Here is a 19,805-nt window from a genome sequence, read left to right as displayed (position 1 = left end):
ACTGTTGTGCCAATACGATGGCACAAACTAAAGCATTAAGTACAGATTATTTCTTCTCTTCTTCTTTGGGTGCAACTACATAATCTTCTTTGATAAACTCATCATACACCCGCTTGGGATGATCGAATGGTGCGGTTCCATTCTTCTGCTCATTGAAGTTTTCCCGGCGGAATTGTTTCAGTTTCAAATTATCTTCTGCATACTCCCTCAATTTCTTATGCTCATTTCCATAAAGCGAACTTTCAGTTACGTCAGAATTGAGCAGGTTTTCTTTAGGAGTGATAGTAGGTAGGAGCACTTGTTCCAACAGACCACGATAGGCACCGTTATATTCGCACCATACGATATCGTTGGCTACAAATATACGATAGGAGTACTTAGACCAGGCAGTTTTGATTTCAATAGATGTAGCATAAATTTCAATGGTAGCTTCTGAACCATACGCTTGGTCACGGATCACAACGGTCGTCCGACCGCTAAGTTCTTCCTTCACGGAAGTTTGCCACTTATCAGAGTGTAAGATCTCTTCGATAATTTCCGGCAAATTTTCTTTAATCTCAAACTGTATTCTCATGGTGCTTGCCTGCGGGCAGGACTTTTTAATTTTTTTCCTCCTTAAACAATTAAGTTAGCCTAAAGTTACATAGATTAAAGCAAAAAAACAAGATTTTGTTTGAGAATTTATTCTTTTTGCCAAACTATCTGCCTTTTTCGTTTGTTTTTATAATAAATATGCACAAATCGTAAAAATAGAGTTTATGCGGAATAGGGCCCGGAAGAATTATGTCATTTATGTATTGATGTTGCTCCTGTTTGGAGGGTTGATTTATGTCGCTATTGAAGAGGGTGACCGGTTTTCGCACTATGCGATAAATGCGCATAACGTGGCACAGGGAGACCCTTTCAGCCTATTTCTTCAGTTTATACAGGACAATATTCATCATCCGCTCTCTACCTTATTGATTCAGATTATAGCTGTATTGGTGATGGTGCGTCTTTTTGGCTATTTATTTAGCCTGATCGGGCAACCGGGAGTGATTGGTGAGATTGTTGCCGGTATCGTGTTGGGACCTTCCGTGCTCGGCTTTTTCTTTCCGGATGCTTTTCATTTTCTTTTTCCGGCTCACTCGCTTACCAATCTTGAATTATTGAGTCAGGTGGGACTGATACTTTTCATGTTTGTCATCGGTATGGAGCTGGATTTCAGTGTGCTGAAAAATAAGATCAATGAAACGCTGGTGATTAGTCATGCCGGAATTTTGGTTCCTTTCTTTCTGGGTATTTTGTCTTCTTACTGGGTGTATGAAGAATATGCCGCCGACCAGACTCCATTCCTTCCATTTGCTCTGTTTATAGGTATTTCTATGAGTATCACCGCCTTTCCGGTATTGGCGCGTATCATTCAGGAACGGAATATGACTAAGACTCCTTTAGGCACGCTGACTATTGCTTCCGCGGCCAATGACGATGTGACGGCCTGGTGTCTGTTGGCAGTAGTTATCGCTATCTCCAAAGCGGGAAGTTTTGCCAGTGCACTATATTCAGTTGGACTGGCAGTTGTGTATATTGCAGTCATGTTTTTGGTCGTTCGTCCGTTTTTGAAGAAGGTAGGAGAGGTATATGCCAATCGGGAAGTTATTAATAAAACATTTGTAGCATTTATTCTGCTCATTCTTATTATTTCCTCCTGTCTGACGGAGATTATCGGTATTCATGCCCTGTTCGGAGCTTTTATGGCAGGGGTGGTGATGCCGTCCAATTTGGGTTTCCGGAAGGTGATGATGGAAAAAGTGGAAGATATATCTTTAGTCTTCTTTTTACCTTTATTCTTTGCTTTCACCGGGTTACGTACGGAAATCGGTTTGATAAACAGTCCGGAGTTGTGGATGGTATGTCTGCTGTTGGTGACGGTTGCTGTTGCCGGCAAACTGGGTGGGTGTGCCATCGCTGCCCGTCTGGTGGGTGAATCGTGGAAGGATAGTTTGACGATAGGGACATTGATGAATACACGGGGATTGATGGAGCTTGTCGCTTTGAATATCGGTTATGAAATGGGAGTTCTTCCCCCGTCTATATTCGTAATTTTGGTCATTATGGCGTTAGTTACGACCTTTATGACTACTCCTTTGCTTCATTTGGTGGAACATATTTTCGTACGTCGCGAAGAAAAGTTATCTTTGAAGCATAAATTGATATTTTGTTTCGGACGTCCGGAATCCGGGCGTGTATTGCTTTCCATTTATAGTTTGTTATTTGGGAAGCAGTTGAGGAAAAATCATTTGATTGCGGCACACTATACGGTAGGCACGGATTTGAATCCGTTGAATGCCGAGCATTATGCCAGCGAGAGTTTTGCTTTGCTCAATCAACAGGCAGTGAAATTGAATATTCAGGTGGATAACCATTATCGGGTGACGGACAAACTTGTACAGGAAATCATTCATTTTGTCCGTAAAGAACATCCTGATATGCTGCTTTTGGGAGCCGGGAGCCATTACCGTACGGATATGCCGGGGACTCCGGGGGCTATTTTGTGGTTAACGCTTTTCCGGGATAAGATTGATGATATTATGGAGCAGGTGAAGTGTCCGGTAGCTGTATTTGTCAATCGTCAGTATCGGGAAGGCGCAATGGTTAGTTTCGTACTTGGTGGAATGATTGATGCATTTCTTTTTTCGTATCTGGAGAAGATGTTGCAGAACGGGCATTCGATACGTCTTTTCCTCTTTGATACGGACGATGAGGAGTTTCGCGGATGTATTGATGATTTGCAGGCACGTTATCCGGGACAAATGATTATAGTATGGTTTGAAGGAGTTGAAGATTTAGTGACTAAAGAGAAAGACGGACTATTGATAATGAGTCATCTTTCTTATACGAAATTATCCGAGGATGAGGCTGTGATACGAGAATTGTCATCTCTGCTGGTGATCCGCCGGAATAAGAATGCGGGAGATAAAAATGAAGGACTTGAAAATTGACGAATCTACGGGATTAGTGTTGGAAGGCGGGGGAATGCGTGGAGTATTTACCTGCGGTGTACTTGATTACTTTATGGATCATGATATCCGGTTTCCCTATACGATAGGAGTGTCTGCCGGTGCGTGCAACGGATTGTCGTATGCATCGCGGCAACGGGGACGTGCCAAATACAGCAATATTGACCTGTTGGAGAAGTACAACTATATCGGTCTGAAACATTTGCTCAAAAAGCGTAATATTTTGGATTTCGATCTATTGTTCAAAGAATTTCCCGAACACATTCTTCCTTATGATTATGAAACATATTTTGCTTCACCGGAACGTTTCGTGATGGTGACTACTAATTGCATTACGGGAGAAGCCAATTATTTCGAAGAGAAAAAAGACAGTAGCAGGGTGATCGATATTGTTCGTGCATCCAGCAGTCTCCCTTTTGTGTGTCCTATCACTTATGTAGACGAGGTTCCTATGCTCGATGGAGGAATTGTAGATTCCATCCCTCTGCAAAGAGCTATTGCGGATGGCTGTAAGAGAAATGTCGTGGTACTTACCCGTAACCGGGGATATCGGAAAGATTCGAAAGACATTCGTATCCCTTCGTTTGTATACCGGAAATATCCGAAGTTGCGTGAAGCGTTAAGTTGCCGGTGCGCTGTTTATAATGAACAGCTGGAAATGGTGGAACGTATGGAAGATGAAGGGAAGATTGTCGTTATCCGTCCTTTGAAACCTGTAGCTGTAGACCGTATAGAAAAAGATGTGCAAAAGCTGACAGAGTTTTATCAGGAAGGGTACGAATGTGCGAAAGCTTTATTTTCACTTTGACTTAGTATATTGCTTGGCAGCCTTTTCCAATTTCCGACTCATTAATTCTACCAATGTTTTAGGATAAAGAATTTCTATTCCGTCGACATATCCGAAGAATACCCGTTCTAACTCGTGGTTGATTACGACTTCAATTTCCAGTATGACGCTTCCGTCAGGTAGCCTTTCCACCAGTTGTTGACTGCGATGTATAGGCTTGGTTATGATGTAAGGTGCTTCGGCTGCCGCTACTTTGAAGCCAACTTTCTCTGCTACGCTTCCGGAGTTTTTGGTGACACCTACCAGGTCGTCGAAGAACGTATTCGGATCGAAGAATGTATTTTTGATATAGTGTTCTTGTGGCAGAACTTCCAATGATTGTATTCTGTCCAAAGCTAAATTCTGCAATATTCGTCCGTTTCCTCTGACCCCATAAACGAATCATCGGTTGCGATATTCTTTTAATAGATAAGGATAGAAAATAAAGCTGTTTGCCGAACGTGCTTTGAACGAACGATATTTGAGTTGTATCGGGTGCTCGTTGACAATCGCATGATAGATGGTGTCCAGATAATCCAGTCCTTTCAACGATTCATTCTTTTCAAAGTCAATGACAGGAGTGGTTTTCATCCGGGCAGAAGCAACATGGTCTTCCAGGCGATTGATAATCTCGCTCATTTCCGTGAAATAGGAGAAACCTTTAAATTGTCGCAGCACTTCCACTGCTTCCGACATCATTTTCAGGTCTTGTTCGTTCAGTGGGGTTTGTGTGATACTGTATTCCGGATCTTCATATTTATAGTATTTATTCTCGTACACCACAATCGGAGCATTATAGCCTAACTTCTCGCTACGCATCATCTGTATGTCCATTTGTGCCGTCCGTTTGCTTATCCCTTTATCAATGCCTTCATATTCATAAAGAGCATCTGAACAGGCGTCTACCAAGTCTTCCAATGTCCAGCGTCGATACGGATTACGCAGACAGTTGTCAATCGTTTTATAACGGATTAGAGCATTTCTATTTGCTGGCATAAGTAGAAGAATAAAGATTTGCTTCAAAAGTAGAAAAATAAATTCAGGAAAACAAAAAGGCAATCCGTCTTTATTCATGCAATGAACGAAAGAATATGAAGTGATGTATCAAAATTGATACCCTTTGAAACAAAGTTTATAGACGAAGGTGAATATACCCCCTATCTTTGCCTTCATCTATTTTGATTAAAAGCTTGTGTAAATCAGGAATACTTTGTTGCCATGAAAACAACCCCTTGGATAAAACTATGTAAAGGTGCGGCACTTGCATTAGCAGTTTCTTACGGACTGACTTATTGCCATACAACTAAAAGCAAGTTGACTTTGGAACAGAAAGGTGATAGCCTGACTGTCATTCACATCACCTATCCGGCTAATTATATATTGCTTCCTATAGAAGAGGAAGCAATGGAAAGTCAGGTTCTTCTGGATACAGGAGAGGCTACAGATACCGATATGGATATTCGTCTGGCACAGACAAAAGTGGACTATTTTGTTCCGCTTGCCTTACCTGCCGGAGCAAAGACTGCTACCGTACGTGTGCGTAATAAATCAAAGGATGCACTTTGCTGGAAAGAAATCAAACTATCTGATACATTTGATACAGCCAATACAGATAAGTTTCGTCCAGTTTATCACCATACTCCTCTGTATGGTTGGATGAATGATGCCAACGGGTTGGTCTATAAAGATGGAGAATATCATTTGTACTTTCAATACAACCCTTACGGTTCCAAATGGGGAAATATGCATTGGGGACATTCCGTCAGCAGAGATCTTGTGCATTGGGAACACTTGCCTCCGGCTATTGCCCGTGATACATTGGGACATATCTTTTCCGGCAGTTCTGTTGTTGATAAGGAGAATGTGGCTGGCTATGGAGCGGGGAGTATTCTGGCTTTTTATACTTCTGCTAGTGACAAAAACGGGCAGATCCAATGTCTTGCTTTTAGCAAAGATAACGGACGGACATTTACTAAATACGAGAAGAATCCCATCCTTTGTCCTTCTGACGGTTTGAAAGATTTCCGCGATCCGAAAGTTTTCCGGTATGAACCGGAAGATAAGTGGGTTATGATTGTTTCTGCCGATAAGGAAATGCGTTTTTATGACTCTAAGAATCTGAAAGACTGGAATTATATGAGCAGTTTCGGAGAAGGGTACGGAGTGCAACCTTGTCAGTTTGAATGTCCGGATATGGTGGAACTTCCGATAGATGGAGACATAAATCGTAAGAAATGGGCGTTGATAGTAAACGTGAATCCGGGATGCTATTTCGGAGGGAGTGCAACCCAGTACTTTACAGGAAACTTTGACGGAACGAAATTTATTTGTGACAATCAGCCAAATGTCACGAAATGGCTGGATTGGGGAAAGGATCATTATGCTACGGTCTGTTTTTCGAACACAAGTGATCGGACGGTTGCCATACCTTGGATGAGTAACTGGCAATATTGCAATATTGTTCCGACAAAGCAATTCCGTAGTGCCAATGCTTTACCGCGTGAGTTGGGACTTTATACACAAGACGGTGAGCTTTATCTTTCGGCGGCTCCGGTGGCAGAGACGAAAACTTTGCGGAAAGAAAACAAGGAGATTCCTTCTTTCACCGTATCCAATGATTATCATATTGATTCTTTACTGACTGATAATAACGGAGCTTATGAATTAGCATTGGAGATTACTACCGGCAAAGCGGAGATTATGGGCTTCAGTCTTTTTAATGATAAAGGTGAAAAGGTAGATATCTATTTCAATCTTCCTGAAAAAAGACTGGTAATGGACCGGACGAAAAGTGGTATCGTAGATTTCGGAAAGAATAGCGTCCCTCATGAAATAGAAGCTCATGACCGTAGAAAGACGACTTCGATCAATTATATCGATGATTTCGCATTAGCTACCTGGGCGCCGATAAAAAAAGAAAATAAATACGCTTTGGATATCTTTATTGATAAGTGTTCTGTAGAAATATTCCTGAATGGAGGAAAAATAGCAATGACGAATCTGGTTTTTCCATCGGAACCATACAACCGTATGTGTTTTTATAGTAAAGGAGGAACGTTCAATGTTGATTCATTCAATGCGTATCGATTAGGTTTATAATATAAGGTAGAGGTTTACACAATAGATATTTTCATAGATTCAGTAAGAGCAATGGGTATTAGTTGCTTAAAGGTTCATAGGTTAGATTTATAAGTTAGGTTTTGTAGATTAGAATTAGGTGTTGGTAGCTGTCAGATGTGAAATCCGGCAGCTACTTTTTATTTGCCGGGTCTTGTTGGCTATTGTCGATTATTCTTCGATTTCAATTGTATATCCCCCTTGGAATATCTCATCCGGTTGCAGGTGCTGTATCCAGTCTTTATCTTTATATTCCCCTGTATAATGTGCGCGGTCGCAACGTCCATACCAAGGCTCGATGCAAACAAAAGGAGCATTCTTTGCAGGTGGCGACCAAAGGCCGACTACCGGAGCATTGAAGTGTAAACTTAAATAAGCCCGTTTCTCCTTATTAAATAAGGTGACTTTGCGAACCTGGCCGTTTTCCAAGATCAAAGCATCTTTATCAAAAGTATGAGTATCCAATGGTAACAATCCGTCTGCCAACTCTAAGGAATACTCAACAGAAGGATCAGCGCATCCCTTTTCAGAAATAAGAATATACTTCAAGCCATCTTTCCTGTCGAATCCGAAGAACCCTCTTTCTAAACTGTTCTCATCAAACTCCGGCCAGTAGAAAGCAGGATGTGCCCCAATCTGAAAATACATTTCTTTGTCGCCGGTATTCTTTACTTTCCATATCACCTCAATTTGCTTTCCTTGAATGCGATAACCTATTTCCAGACAGAATGGAAACGGATATTTCTGCAAAGTCTCTCCATTACTGATAAGGCGGTAATGTATTTCATCTTTTTTTTCAGAAACAAGCGTAAATTCCATGTCGCGGGCAAATCCATGTTGGGTAAGCGTATAAGGAATCTCTTCATTGCGATATTCATTTTCCCATACACTTCCGACAATAGGGAATAGGACAGGAGAGTGACGTTTCCAAAAAGCAGGATCCGCTTGCCACAGATATTCTTTTCCATTGGCAAAGATACTGCAAAGTTCAGCTCCATGAGGAGATACTTGAATGGTAAGTTGTTCGTTGGAGATTGTTTTCATATCGTTCAATTTTCAGTTGGTTACAATCGGTAACTGACTTTTTTTATTAATCGTTTTAATAATAACTACTTTTTAAAAGCTTCTATTACTACGCAAAGGTAATATTTTCCGCACTGACTAGAGAATATCTTCTTCATAATTCTTGTGATGAGAAAAATAATGTATAAAACCCTATAAAATAGCGTTCTATGCAACAAATGTTACAGCCTTTGAAACATTTCTTTCAGTCGATTGATATAAATCAACCGTAATTTGCATCATCGATAAAGATAAAATTCGTACTTTTAATTTAATAACATCAAACTAATGCTTAGTATTATGAAGAACAAAAAACTTCTTTGCAGCGTTTGTTTCCTGTTTACTTTCATGTCAGTCCTTTGGGGACAAAACATAACGGTGAAGGGAAACGTTACTTCAAAGACTGATGGGCAACCGATTATTGGTGCTTCCGTAGTGCAAAATGATTCTAAATCAACTGGAACTATTACCGATTTAGATGGAAACTTTACTCTTAGTGTACCGGCAAATGCATCATTGGCTATTTCTTATATAGGATATAAGGAAGTGATTATTGCCGCTAAACCTTCCTTGAAGATAGTGATGGAAGAAGATGCTAAGATGATTGATGAGGTGGTTGTGACAGGTTATATGGCTGAAAAGAAAGCCAGTCTGACAGGTTCGGTAGCCGTAGTGAAGATGAAAGAGGTAGCGGATATACCTACCGGTAATGTGATGTCAGGTTTGCAGGGGCGTGTAGCCGGTATGAACGTGACAACTGATGGTAAACCCGGCGGTGGAAACACGGATACTAAATTACGTGGTATTACTACCATTAACAATTCTTCCCCTCTTTATGTGATAGATGGTGTTCAGACACATGACAATGTAGCTTCTATCATCTCTTCCAATGATGTCGAATCCATTCAGGTGTTGAAAGATGCAGCATCTGCTGCGATTTATGGTGCTCAGGCTGCCAACGGGGTCATTATCATTACCACAAAACGTGCTAAGGAAGGTGATGTAAAGGTAAGTTTTGATATGTCGCTCACTGCCCAGACTTTTGCCGGTGGTATTGATATGCTTGACGCTTACCAATGGGGTGATGTTTATTGGCAAGCCTATAAAAATACTTTTGGAACCTATCCAAACAGTGTTGTCTATGGAAATGGAGAGAAAGCCCAACTGCAAGAATATTATTTCGACCAGAATGGAGTGAGGATAAAGTCGGGCAATACTGATTGGGCAAAGGAGATATTTGGTACAGCTTTGATGCAGAATTATAATCTTTCCCTCTCTAAAGGATTTAAGGATGGTAATGTGGCTCTTACCTTAAACTATATGAATCAAGATGGTCTTTGCCGTAATACAGACTACGAACGCTTTAATTCGCGTTTAGCTTCTAATTTCCGCTTTGTGGATGGTAAAGTACGTGTGGGAGAAAGCATCTCGGTGAACCATTGGTTGGAACATCTTAATCCTGCCGGTATAGAAGAATTGGTTATTGCGCAGCATCCGGCCATTCCTGTGTATGATGAAAACGGAGGGTACGCCGGTGGTTATGTGGATATATTGGGAGATAAACCGAATCCCATTCGTTTGACGGACAACGAAGCCAATAATCGTCATAAAAGCTGGCGTATCTTTGGTAATGTTTATTTGGAAGTAGAGCCTATTAAAAATTTGGTATTGAAGAGCCAATTTGGCTTGAATTATACTACCGGTTTCAACTCAACCTTTGTCCCAAAATGGAGCGAAGCCGATCGGAAGGTAGATGTAAATGAACTGACCGTACGACAGGATAATAGTGTACAATGGGTATGGTCGAACACGGCTAATTATAGCATAGATTTCGGGAAGAATAATATCAGTGCTGTGATAGGAACCGAAGCTAAGAAAGAAAATGGTGAGCATTTGCAGGGGTATGGTCGCGGATTGGTGATAGAAGACCTTGACTATCGCTATCTGGACACCGTGACCGAAGGAAAAAGCGTGGGTAACAATGCTTCTACTTATGCTATGGTTTCTTACTTTGGTAAGGTAAACTATGCGTTCGATGATAAGTACCTCATATCAGGAACGGTGCGTCGTGATGCTTCTTCACGTTTTGGTAAAGGGAATAATTCAGCCGTCTTCCCTTCTGTATCAGCTGGTTGGAGAATGTCACGCGAAAAATTTATGGAACGTACGCAAAACTGGCTTTCAGACCTTAAATTACGTGCATCATGGGGAATTAATGGTAATGACCAGATTGACAACAATGCTACTTACAACCTTTATTACACTAACATGTCCAATGGTTCATACAACTTCAATGGTGATGGTGCAACAGTCGTGCCCGGTGTACAGAAAGATCGTTCGGGTAACAACGACTTGAAGTGGGAAGAGACCAAGCAACTGAACTTTGGTATTGATGCCGCTTTCTTCGATAACCGTTTGGGCTTGACTCTGGACTATTTTCAAAAGAAGACCACTGGTATGTTAATTCAAAAACCTTATATAGGTGTGATTGGCGAAGGTGGATATAAATGGTATAATGCTGCCAGTATGGATAATAGCGGTGTGGAAGCAACCTTTACTTGGCGAGATGAAATAAAGGATTTCAAGTATGATATTTCGTTCAACATCTCTTATTATAAGAATGAAATTACCGAACTTCCGGATGTTATCAAATATACTTGGGGAGGTGGCAACGGTGTGGACAAAACCATTGTGGGACAACCTTATGGTTCATGGATGTCATATAAAGCCGATGGTGTATTCAAAACAAAGCAAGAGGTATATGAATATCTAAGCAAATATGATGTACAGATTGGAGCTCCTGGTGTGGGACGTATTCGCTACAAAGACCTTAACGGTGACAACGTCATCAATACTGCCGATATGGATTGGCAAGGTAGCGATCAACCTAAATTTATCGGTGGTTTAAATATCGGTGCATCTTACAAAGGATTTGATTTTTCTGCATTCTTCAATGGTATGATTCGCGATGCATGGAATAACTCTAAGTTTTATACCGACCTATTCCAAGGCTGGACAGGTAATCATTCTGTACGTCTGATGGATGCAATGCATGCTTGGAATGATTATGAGCAAACCGGAGTTTATAATTGTGATATTCCTGCACTGACTGTGGTGGATAATAATGTAGAAACACGCAGTTCTACTTTCTTTATCGAAGATGGTTCTTACGTGAAGCTGAAGACTTTAACGTTGGGTTACACTTTCCCGGATAAGTGGATTAAGAAAGCACGTCTTTCCAATTTGCGTGTGTATCTGCAAGCACAGAATGTTTTCACACTGACTAATTATACGGGTGCCGACCCTGAAGGACTGGGCTATCCATATCCTCAGCCCCGCACTTATACATTCGGTCTATCACTTGGTTTTTAATTTTTATCCTAAATACAGAACATTATGAAATTGAAATATATCTTTGCAGCAGGTGTTATGGCACTATTGGCAAGTTGCAATGAGAGCCGTTTTCTTGATATTAAACCGCAAGGTACACTCAATGACGATTTTTTGGCATCGGCCGACGGTGTAGAACTCTTGGTTACTTCAGCTTACGCCGGATTGAAAGGTCCCAATCGTGAGATGCATTGGGTACCAATGACGAATTGGACGTATGGCGAAGTACGTTCGGACAATGCTTACAAAGGCGGTGGCGGTGTAAATGACGGTGACTTTTGCACGCTGCTTGAAACCTTTAAAATAGATGCTACATGGAGTAATGCCGATGAAAAATGGTTTCAACTCTATTGCTGTTTACAACGCTGTAACAGCGCATTGAGAGTAATGAACACGCTTGACGAGAACTCTTTGTCGATACTTAAAAGTCGCAAAGCCGAAATGAAGGTGATTCGTGCACACTTCTTCTTCGAACTGGTTCGTCTTTTCAAGCAAGTGCCTTATTTTGATGAAAATGTGGAAAATGATGATTATAAGTACATCCCCAACAACCAATATACCCGTGAAGAACTTTTGGGTAAAATAGCACAGGAATTTCTCGATGCTGCCGACGATTTGCCTGATACTCAACCTCAAGTAGGTCGTATCACAAAGAATATAGCCTATGCCTATGCCGCTAAAGCCATACTCTATCAGGCCTATCAACAAGATGACAATAACCAAGTAGTTGCTATTGACAAGCAGTTGCTGGCTGAAGTGGTGACTCTTTGTGACAAGGTGGGCGCACAAGGAAAGACGTACGATCTTTTGAATGATTTTCAGAAACTCGATCAATTGGAATATGAAAATGGGGTAGAGTCAGTATTTGCCGTGCAATATTCGATGAATGATGAAACCGATGGTGCCGGAAACATAAACTGGAGTAATTTGCTCAACGCCCCTAAAGGCCCTTATGGTGGTGACGGATTTTTCTTGCCCAGCCAAAACTTAATCAATGCCTATAAGACAGATACATATGGATTGCCTTTGTTTGATACCTTCAACACCGATGACTATGGAATATACGAAGGAAGTGAACTCACTAATGTTGACGCAACTGTAGATCCTCGTTTGGATTTCGTAACCGGTCGTCCGGGTATTACTTGGAAAACATATACTTCCGAGCCTTGTAAAGCAAATTGGGTGCGTAACAGTGGCGAATATGGTTTCAACTGTACCAAACGCTTCTATATTTCTCCGGAGAGTGACGAGATGTTCCAAGGTTGGCCTTGGGGGGCTTCCCATCTCAATTGGCAGATTATCCGTTATGCCGACGTGTTGTTGTGGAAGGCTGAAGCGCTGATAGAAATAGGTGAAGCTGCCGGACTGGAAGAAGCCCGCAAAATCATTAACCGTATTCGTCTGCGTGCCAAGAATAGCCCTTATGTAAAAGACTTTGAGGATTCAGAACAGAATGCGGCTAATTATCTGATCGGTGAATACCCTTCTGAAGGCTGGAATCAAGAATTAGCCCGCAAAGCACTACGTTGGGAACGTCGCATGGAGTTTGCTATGGAAGGAGATCGTTTCTTCGATCTGGTACGTTGGGGTGTTGCTGCGGAAACTATGAACAGTTACATTGGTGTGGAGCAAAACAAACGCGTTTATTATCGTGGTGCTCGCTTCGTCCGTGGCAGAGATGAATATTTGCCTATCCCCAATGCGCAATATAATTTCTCTGAAGGTAATTATGTGCAGAACCCTGGATATGGTAAGTTTAACTAATATGAATTCCTTAAATATAGATATGATGAAACTAAAGAGATATTTAATTAGCACTTTCTGTCTGTGCTTGTTCACAGCTTGCGACGGTGATGATAACCTGTTATGTTATGGCACTCATACTGAAATCGAAGGTGATGTTACCACATTCGGAGCTATTGGTGATGGAAAGACAGATTGTTCGAAAGCCATTAATAGTGCAATTGCCTCCTTACCTTCCGAAGGGGGAGTGGTGGTTATTCCCGAAGGTGATTTTGTACTTGATGCTCCCATTGTGATTAATAAGCACAATGTGACGATTAAGGGATTAAATCCCGGTATGCGCAGCAATATTGACGTGAATGGAATCAACGATCTGCTGGGACCTGGTGGTGGAAGCAAACTAGTGGCCCGCAATGCCGAAGCAGCTATAAAAGTAGAAACAGACGTGAAGGGGTTAAAGATTATGAATCTGATGGTGTCGGGGGGGACGGAAGCCAAGAACATCGGCATACATTTTACAGGCACGAGCGATAATGGAATACTTTCTAATATTATTGGCATAAATCTGCATACCGGCATCAAGATAGAACAGGCAAAGAATATGCAGATAGTCAACTGTTGGGTATGTGAACTTCCTAATAGTATCGAACTGATTGGTGGTGAGAATATGATTATAAAGAATTGCCAATTAGGTGCACAGCCCACTGGCATAACCTGTAAAGCGCAGGGAGTGAACAAACTGTCATTCCTTAATAATCAGGTCTACCCTGATGGACGTGAAAATTTAGTGCTTGATGATTGCAATAATAGTGTTATTGAAGGTAATAATTTCAAAAGCTACTATAATGGTATTCTTGTGTTGAGTGGCGATAACAATCGGGTAAATAAGAACATCTTTTGGCTTACAGGAGCAGTTCAGAATCAAATGCTCGACCATGGCGATGATTTTGGTATAATCAATGTAAAAGGTAACAACAATACGTTTGTGTCCAACAGTTTATCATGTGAATGGGCTTATGCTGATGCTGTAGCTGTAAATGCCACTCAAGGAACAGGCAACGTGTTCAAGAACTGCTTTATAGATAATTTGGAGAGCTATCGGGTATTCTTGGTGAACGCAGAAACTGAAGTCTCTAATTGTGTATCATCTGATAAGGTGAGCATAATAGAATAATTTCCTCATCCTATACCATTATTAATATAGTAACACCATGAAAATAAATAAATTCTTGATAAGCGGATTGTTCCTGATGTTGGGCACATCTTGCAGTAATGACGATACTTATGCGCTTTGCGATGAATGTAAAGGTCAGAAGATAATAGATATAACGCAATTCGGGCTTCCGACTGACGGATCTACCGATTGTGCAGATCTTATAAATGCTATTATAGCCGATCTCCCACCCGAGGGAGGAACGATACTTATTCCCGAAGGGACTTTTCGCCTGGATAGCCCCATTCAGCTTACACGCAATTTCGTAACACTGAAAGGTGTGAATGATGAAACGGTTGTTCCTGTTACTGACGCTAAAGGCAGTCGTTTGATACTTGGAAATGCTGAATATGCATTACATGTCGCTCCTGTTGCCGATATAGGCGGACATAAAAATCGTATTAGCGGGGTGGAGGTAAGCGGACTTACCCTTGTGGGGAAAGCCGACCACCAAGGAACCGGAATCTATGTAGAGCATGACAATGACCGCCTGCATTTCTTCAATATTAAGATGGAAAATATGTATCAGGGCGTTAAACTCCAAGGATGTGATGCCATTACATTAGCCCGGATAGATGCAACCGATGTTGTGAATGGCATTGAAATGAATGGTGGCATACAAAATATGGTGACCAATTCTGCTTTCGGTTCATCGCAAGGCGGTGTGGCTGCACGTATTTCGGGAGAAAGTAATCTGATTTTCTCTCACAACAAACTAACGGCGAATGACGATTGGTGTGCCAACTTTACTGGCTGTAGCCGAGTGAATATTTCGGATAATGAATTTACCGGAAACAAAATGACTTTCTTTGAATTAAGCGGGCAAAACAACTTGTTAAGTGATAACTTGTTCACGGTAAATCAGAGCGATAATCAACTCAATGGCAAAGAAGCCGACTATGGGGTAATTCATGTGAAAGGTGAATACAATCATTTCACGTCAAACACCATAAATGTATCTTGGAGTGAAGGTATAGAAAATCCCACTACAGTGAATGCTGCGGAAGGAGAAAATAATCGTTTTGCAGATTGTACGATAGAAGATAAAAACAGTAATCAAGTATTTTATATCAGCGAATTATCCGAAGTGATAGATTGCGGAGTAACGGAAGAAAATATTAAGGTGAAACCGTCCGGGCTTGATTTGACAAATGCAGCTTATGTGATAACGTATAATAGTCCCGAAGAGATAGAAGATGATGATGAAAAAGCCTCTTATGCATGGTTCAAGAAACAGTTTGTGAATGGTAAAGTTGTCACTCCTGCCATGTTGACTAGTGAAGATCTTTCTGTTTACGATGTTATTTGGGTGCATATAGACCGTGTAGGCATTGGAGCCGGATGGGATAAGTTACCTTTGTCTACTGATGCGATCGCTGCCTTGACTACGTATTATAAGAATGGAGGGAATCTGTTCTTGAGTAATCATGCGACTCAGTTGGTTGTGCCATTGGGGCGTACCGAACGGGCTCCAGGGATATTTGCAGATGGTGAAGGAGGAGATGGCGCGGACGTTTGGACGATTAATGCCAACATCGGAATGGAGTATGATCATCGGAGTCATCCAGTGTTTGCCGGTATGGTTACTTCCGACCAATTCTCTCATGAAACGTTCCCGCTGATCGGTCCCGGACGACGTGAAGACCATAATTGTATGTGGGACTTGAATTCTTATGGTTTCCCCGGTCTTTATCCCAATGCAGGGAATATAGTAAAGGCATTTGAAGAAGAAAACAATGCTACCGTTTTAGCAACGTGGGGACACGTGACGGATTATTGTTGTGCCGGAATGGTGGAATTTGCTTCGACAGCGGAATATCAAGGTACATGTATAGCCCTTGGGCTCGCTGCTTATGAATGGAATCAGAATAGTAATCTTAACGTTTATCAAGATAATATTGTGCTCATGACGAAAAATATATTGCATTATCTAAGCGCTAAGAAATAGATAGGTAACATTTTTTCTATCTTCTGAAACAAAAGTGATAGGTGTAACTATCCGTTACGCCTATCTTTGCATGGTAACAAATAGAAGACAATGAATATTAATAATTAACTCTAATACCATCTGACATGAATGTATTATTCTCGTTTAAACAAGTACAGACCTTTTTGACAATTCTGGTTATGATGATTTTCTCATTTTCGGATGCTTCAGCCGATACTTCTTCTTTATTAATAAAAGATTTGGGTGAAGGACATTGCCTGGTACATATAAATACAAATCAACGTTATTTGCTTTTACCCGTAGAGGAGGTGATCCCTGATGTACGTGTCAGCATGATCGTTAATAATAAAGAGGTGAACGTTGCGGATGTTCGCCTGGCAGTGAACAGAGTGGACTATTTTGTTCCACTGGATCTTTCGGACTATGCAGGTAAAAACATATTATTGAAATTTAAATTAGGTTCGAATGATCCGATACGGGGTAAACTTTCCGCTGTTTGCTGCAAAGAAATGAAATTGTCCGACACGTTCGATACGGGCAATCGTGAAAAGTTCCGTCCTACTTATCACTTCTCACCTCTTTATGGATGGATGAACGATCCCAATGGGATGGTATATAAAGATGGTGAATATCACCTTTTCTACCAGCACAACCCTTATGGCTCCAAATGGGGCAATATGCATTGGGGACATGCAATCAGTAAAGACCTGATAAATTGGGAACATCGTCCCGATGCTATTACCCCTGATGCGCTTGGTACAATTTTCAGCGGTTCGGCCGTAGTAGATACTGATAATACTGCCGGATTCGGTGCGGGTGCTATTGTTGCAATTTATACGCAGAATAGTGATCGACAAGTACAAAGTATTGCGTATAGCACAGATAATGGACGTTCTTTTACAAAATATGAAAATAATCCGGTATTGACGTCTGATGCCCGTGATTTTCGCGATCCGAAAGTATTCTGGCATAAAGAGACTCAACGTTGGATTATGTTGTTGGCAGTAGGACAGGAAATGCAAATTTTCTCTTCTTCCAATCTGAAAGACTGGGCCTTTGAAAGTAGTTTCGGTGAAGGACAAGGTGCACATGGCGGTGTTTGGGAATGTCCTGATTTATTTGAACTTCCAGTAGACGGCACGAACGAAAAGAAATGGGTATTGCTTTGTAATTTGAATCCCGGAGGTCCTTTCGGAGGAAGTGCCACTCAATACTTTGTCGGAACGTTCAACGGAAAAGAATTTGTAAATGAATCACCCTCCCAAACCAAATGGATGGACTGGGGAAAAGACCATTACGCCGCTGTAACTTGGAGTGATGCTCCCGACAACCGTCGCATCGCTATCGCATGGATGAGCAACTGGCAATATGCAAACGATGTTCCTACCTCTCAATACCGTAGCCCGAACTCTGTTCCTCGTGATTTGAGCCTATTCACCGTAGATGGCGAGACTTATCTTCAGTCTGCTCCCTCTCCCGAACTGCTGAAACTGCGTGACATCTCCAAGAAACGCTCGTTTAAAGTGAACGGAACACGTACCATCAAAGACATGATTGCCGGCAATGAGGGTGCATACGAAATAGAACTGACTATCGAAAATCAATATGCGGATGTAATTGGCTTCCGTCTTTATAATGACAAAGGCGAAGAAGTGGATATGCAATATGACATGAAAGAAAAGAAATTCTCGATGGACCGCCGCAAGAGCGGAGATGTAGGTTTCAATGAGAACTTCCCAATGTTGACCTGGACGGCCATTGAAAGTGGAAAAGACGAATTGAAACTCCGTCTGTTTGTTGACAAATCCAGTGTGGAAGCCTTTGTTGATGGCGGACGTTTTGTGATGACTAATCAAGTATTCCCGTCGGAACCTTACACTCATATCGACTTTTACAGTAAAGGAGGAGCGTATAAAGTAGATTCGTTTGTGATCTACAAGTTGAAGAAATAAGCTCATTCTCCTAACTCCATGCGCTCTTTCCCTGTTTCTTTAGAGTAAAAACTTCTTTCCCTATAGACTAATACGTCTTTCCTTATGGAAGAGTACGTCTGTCCTAGTGGAAGAGTTCTACTAAAGTACGGAGATACTTTCCTCAAAGCTACGGTTCTGTTAGTTCGTCACGGCCGTGACGAGATCCTCCCATGGCCGTGGTGAGAACTCTTCACAGCCGTGGGAAGAAGCTACCACGGCCGTGGTAACCCAACAAGACCGTAGCTTTAAAGTAACAAGGAACGGGAGATACACCAACTATATAAAGGACTGATGCATACATTGCCGTAGGGGTATGTGCTCCGCCCTATGGAAACAGAATTCATCATATAAAAGATAAAATAATGGAAAACAGTAAAAACTCTTCCCTCTCCAAACTAATCCCGGTGATGCTTTGCTTCTTCGCCATGGGATTCGTTGACCTGGTAGGCATTGCCTCCAATTACGTAAAGGCAGACCTTGGGCTGTCGGACTCACAGGCGAATATCTTTCCGTCACTGGTATTCTTCTGGTTCCTGATTTTCTCCGTACCCACCGGCATGCTGATGAGCCGCATTGGTCAGAAGAAAACCGTATTGCTTAGTTTGATTGTGACTTTCGCTTCTTTGTTACTACCCGTTTTTGGCGACAGCTATATGCTGATGCTGATTTCCTTCTCCCTCCTGGGCATCGGAAATGCGTTGATGCAGACTTCTCTGAATCCGTTACTTTCCAATATCGTGCGTGGCGACCGCCTGGCAAGTAGCCTGACTTTCGGCCAGTTTGTGAAAGCCATTGCTTCTTTCCTGGCACCTTATATCGCCATGTGGGGAGCGACACAGGCCATTCCGACTTTCGATTTAGACTGGCGCATCCTGTTCCCTATCTATATGATTGTGGCCGTCATCGCTATTCTTCTGCTCAATGTCACACAGATTGAAGAGGAGAAAGAAGATGGCAAACCGTCTACTTTCGGACAATGCATCGCCCTGCTTGGCAAACCGCTTATTCTGCTTTGTTTCATTGGTATCATGTGCCATGTCGGCATCGACGTAGGTACGAACACTACCGCCCCGAAGATTCTGATGGAGCGCATTGGTATGGGATTGGATGATGCTGCTTTTGCAACCAGTCTTTATTTTATTTTCCGTACGGCGGGCTGTTTTCTGGGTTCTTTCATCTTGCGTAAGATGTCTCCGAAATCTTTCTTCGGCATTAGTGTGGTGATGATGTTGATTGCCATGATCGGTTTGTTTATCTTCCATGAAAAGGCAATTATCTATGCCTGCATCGCCTTAATTGGTTTCGGTAACTCCAATGTGTTTTCCGTTATCTTCTCGCAGGCATTGCTTTATTTGCCGGGTAAGAAAAACGAAGTTTCCGGCTTGATGATTATGGGACTTTTCGGCGGGACGGTGTTTCCGTTGGCAATGGGAGTAGCTTCGGATACTTCCATGGGACAGAATGGTGCTATTGCCGTAATGACGGTGGGCGTGCTTTATCTCTTGTATTATACGTTCCGTATCAGAAAATAATT

At 41.8% G+C, this 19,805-nt stretch carries 11 protein-coding genes and 1 pseudogene; 9 read left to right on the top strand and 3 right to left on the bottom strand.

Annotated features, from left to right (window positions below; all coding sequences use genetic code 11):
• Positions 1–46 precede the first annotated feature (46 nt).
• Positions 47–574 carry a hypothetical protein gene (locus tag BSCG_RS24460; protein ID WP_004307123.1) on the bottom strand — a complete coding sequence of 176 codons (528 nt, stop codon included), beginning with the start codon at positions 572–574 and terminating at the stop codon, positions 47–49.
• Between the two features lie 184 nt (positions 575–758).
• Here BSCG_RS24460 and BSCG_RS24465 point away from each other — a divergent pair, with 184 nt between their 5' ends.
• Both BSCG_RS24465 and BSCG_RS24470 read left to right on the top strand, forming a co-directional pair.
• Positions 759–2,981, top strand: a complete 2,223-nt coding sequence (locus BSCG_RS24465) for a cation:proton antiporter (RefSeq protein ID WP_004311747.1) — start codon at positions 759–761, stop codon at positions 2,979–2,981.
• Positions 2,962–3,807, top strand: coding sequence for a patatin family protein (locus BSCG_RS24470; protein WP_008774817.1), 846 nt, complete (start codon positions 2,962–2,964; stop codon positions 3,805–3,807). Before BSCG_RS24465 ends, BSCG_RS24470 begins: the two co-directional genes overlap by 20 nt.
• On the opposite strand, the pseudogene BSCG_RS24475 reads toward BSCG_RS24470, so the two are convergent.
• Positions 3,799–4,821 (bottom strand): annotated as a pseudogene (locus tag BSCG_RS24475) (helix-turn-helix transcriptional regulator). The gene BSCG_RS24470 and the pseudogene BSCG_RS24475 overlap by 9 nt on opposite strands.
• 222 nt (positions 4,822–5,043) lie before the next feature.
• Between BSCG_RS24475 and BSCG_RS24480 the strand changes: the two are divergent.
• Positions 5,044–6,924: a DUF4980 domain-containing protein gene (locus tag BSCG_RS24480; RefSeq protein ID WP_008774815.1), complete on the top strand. Its 1,881-nt coding sequence runs from the start codon at positions 5,044–5,046 to the stop codon at positions 6,922–6,924.
• Positions 6,925–7,113: 189 nt separating this feature from the next.
• Here BSCG_RS24480 and BSCG_RS24485 read toward each other — a convergent pair whose 3' ends face one another.
• Positions 7,114–7,986: an aldose 1-epimerase family protein gene (locus tag BSCG_RS24485; RefSeq protein WP_008774814.1), complete on the bottom strand. Its 873-nt coding sequence runs from the start codon at positions 7,984–7,986 to the stop codon at positions 7,114–7,116.
• 306 nt (positions 7,987–8,292) lie between these two features.
• Between BSCG_RS24485 and BSCG_RS24490 the strand changes: the two genes are divergently transcribed.
• From BSCG_RS24490 to BSCG_RS24515, 6 genes are all read left to right on the top strand, one after another.
• On the top strand, positions 8,293–11,376 hold the full coding sequence (locus tag BSCG_RS24490; protein ID WP_008774813.1) for a SusC/RagA family TonB-linked outer membrane protein: 3,084 nt from the start codon (positions 8,293–8,295) through the stop codon (positions 11,374–11,376).
• Positions 11,377–11,400: 24 nt separating this feature from the next.
• The gene (locus tag BSCG_RS24495) at positions 11,401–13,158 is read left to right on the top strand and encodes a RagB/SusD family nutrient uptake outer membrane protein (protein WP_008774812.1); all 1,758 of its coding nucleotides are present in this window, start codon (positions 11,401–11,403) and stop codon (positions 13,156–13,158) included.
• Positions 13,159–13,180: 22 nt separating this feature from the next.
• Positions 13,181–14,311 carry a glycosyl hydrolase family 28-related protein gene (locus BSCG_RS24500; protein WP_032849301.1) on the top strand — a complete coding sequence of 377 codons (1,131 nt, stop codon included), beginning with the start codon at positions 13,181–13,183 and terminating at the stop codon, positions 14,309–14,311.
• Between the two features lie 37 nt (positions 14,312–14,348).
• Positions 14,349–16,298 (top strand): DUF4960 domain-containing protein, encoded by a 1,950-nt coding sequence (locus BSCG_RS24505; RefSeq protein ID WP_008774810.1) that lies wholly within the window; start codon positions 14,349–14,351, stop codon positions 16,296–16,298.
• A 125-nt stretch (positions 16,299–16,423) separates the two neighbouring features.
• Positions 16,424–18,250, top strand: a complete 1,827-nt coding sequence (locus BSCG_RS24510; RefSeq protein WP_008774809.1) for a DUF4980 domain-containing protein — start codon at positions 16,424–16,426, stop codon at positions 18,248–18,250.
• Between the two features lie 383 nt (positions 18,251–18,633).
• A complete protein-coding gene (locus tag BSCG_RS24515; RefSeq protein ID WP_008774808.1) occupies positions 18,634–19,803 on the top strand; it encodes an MFS transporter in 1,170 nt (389 codons plus the stop codon).
• The last annotated feature ends 2 nt before the right edge of the window (positions 19,804–19,805 follow it).

It is taken from the genome of Bacteroides sp. 2_2_4 (assembly GCF_000157055.1).
GTDB classification, from domain to species: Bacteria; Bacteroidota; Bacteroidia; order Bacteroidales; family Bacteroidaceae; genus Bacteroides; species Bacteroides ovatus.
The sequence above is the reverse complement of the archived record's forward strand: the minus strand, read 5'-3'. Positions and strand labels throughout refer to the sequence as shown.

Bases quoted from the DNA above. Each gene is read 5' to 3' on its own strand.
- BSCG_RS24470 (WP_008774817.1), top strand. From the start codon at position 2,962: ATGAAGGACTTGAAAATTGACGAATCTACGGGATTAGTGTTGGAAGGC.
- BSCG_RS24495 (WP_008774812.1), top strand. From the start codon at position 11,401: ATGAAATTGAAATATATCTTTGCAGCAGGTGTTATGGCACTATTGGCA.
- BSCG_RS24490 (WP_008774813.1), top strand. From the start codon at position 8,293: ATGCTTAGTATTATGAAGAACAAAAAACTTCTTTGCAGCGTTTGTTTC.
- BSCG_RS24500 (WP_032849301.1), top strand. From the start codon at position 13,181: ATGATGAAACTAAAGAGATATTTAATTAGCACTTTCTGTCTGTGCTTG.
- BSCG_RS24505 (WP_008774810.1), top strand. From the start codon at position 14,349: ATGAAAATAAATAAATTCTTGATAAGCGGATTGTTCCTGATGTTGGGC.
- BSCG_RS24485 (WP_008774814.1), bottom strand. From the start codon at position 7,986: ATGAAAACAATCTCCAACGAACAACTTACCATTCAAGTATCTCCTCAT.
- BSCG_RS24480 (WP_008774815.1), top strand. From the start codon at position 5,044: ATGAAAACAACCCCTTGGATAAAACTATGTAAAGGTGCGGCACTTGCA.
- BSCG_RS24515 (WP_008774808.1), top strand. From the start codon at position 18,634: ATGGAAAACAGTAAAAACTCTTCCCTCTCCAAACTAATCCCGGTGATG.
- BSCG_RS24460 (WP_004307123.1), bottom strand. From the start codon at position 574: ATGAGAATACAGTTTGAGATTAAAGAAAATTTGCCGGAAATTATCGAA.
- BSCG_RS24465 (WP_004311747.1), top strand. From the start codon at position 759: ATGCGGAATAGGGCCCGGAAGAATTATGTCATTTATGTATTGATGTTG.
- BSCG_RS24510 (WP_008774809.1), top strand. From the start codon at position 16,424: ATGAATGTATTATTCTCGTTTAAACAAGTACAGACCTTTTTGACAATT.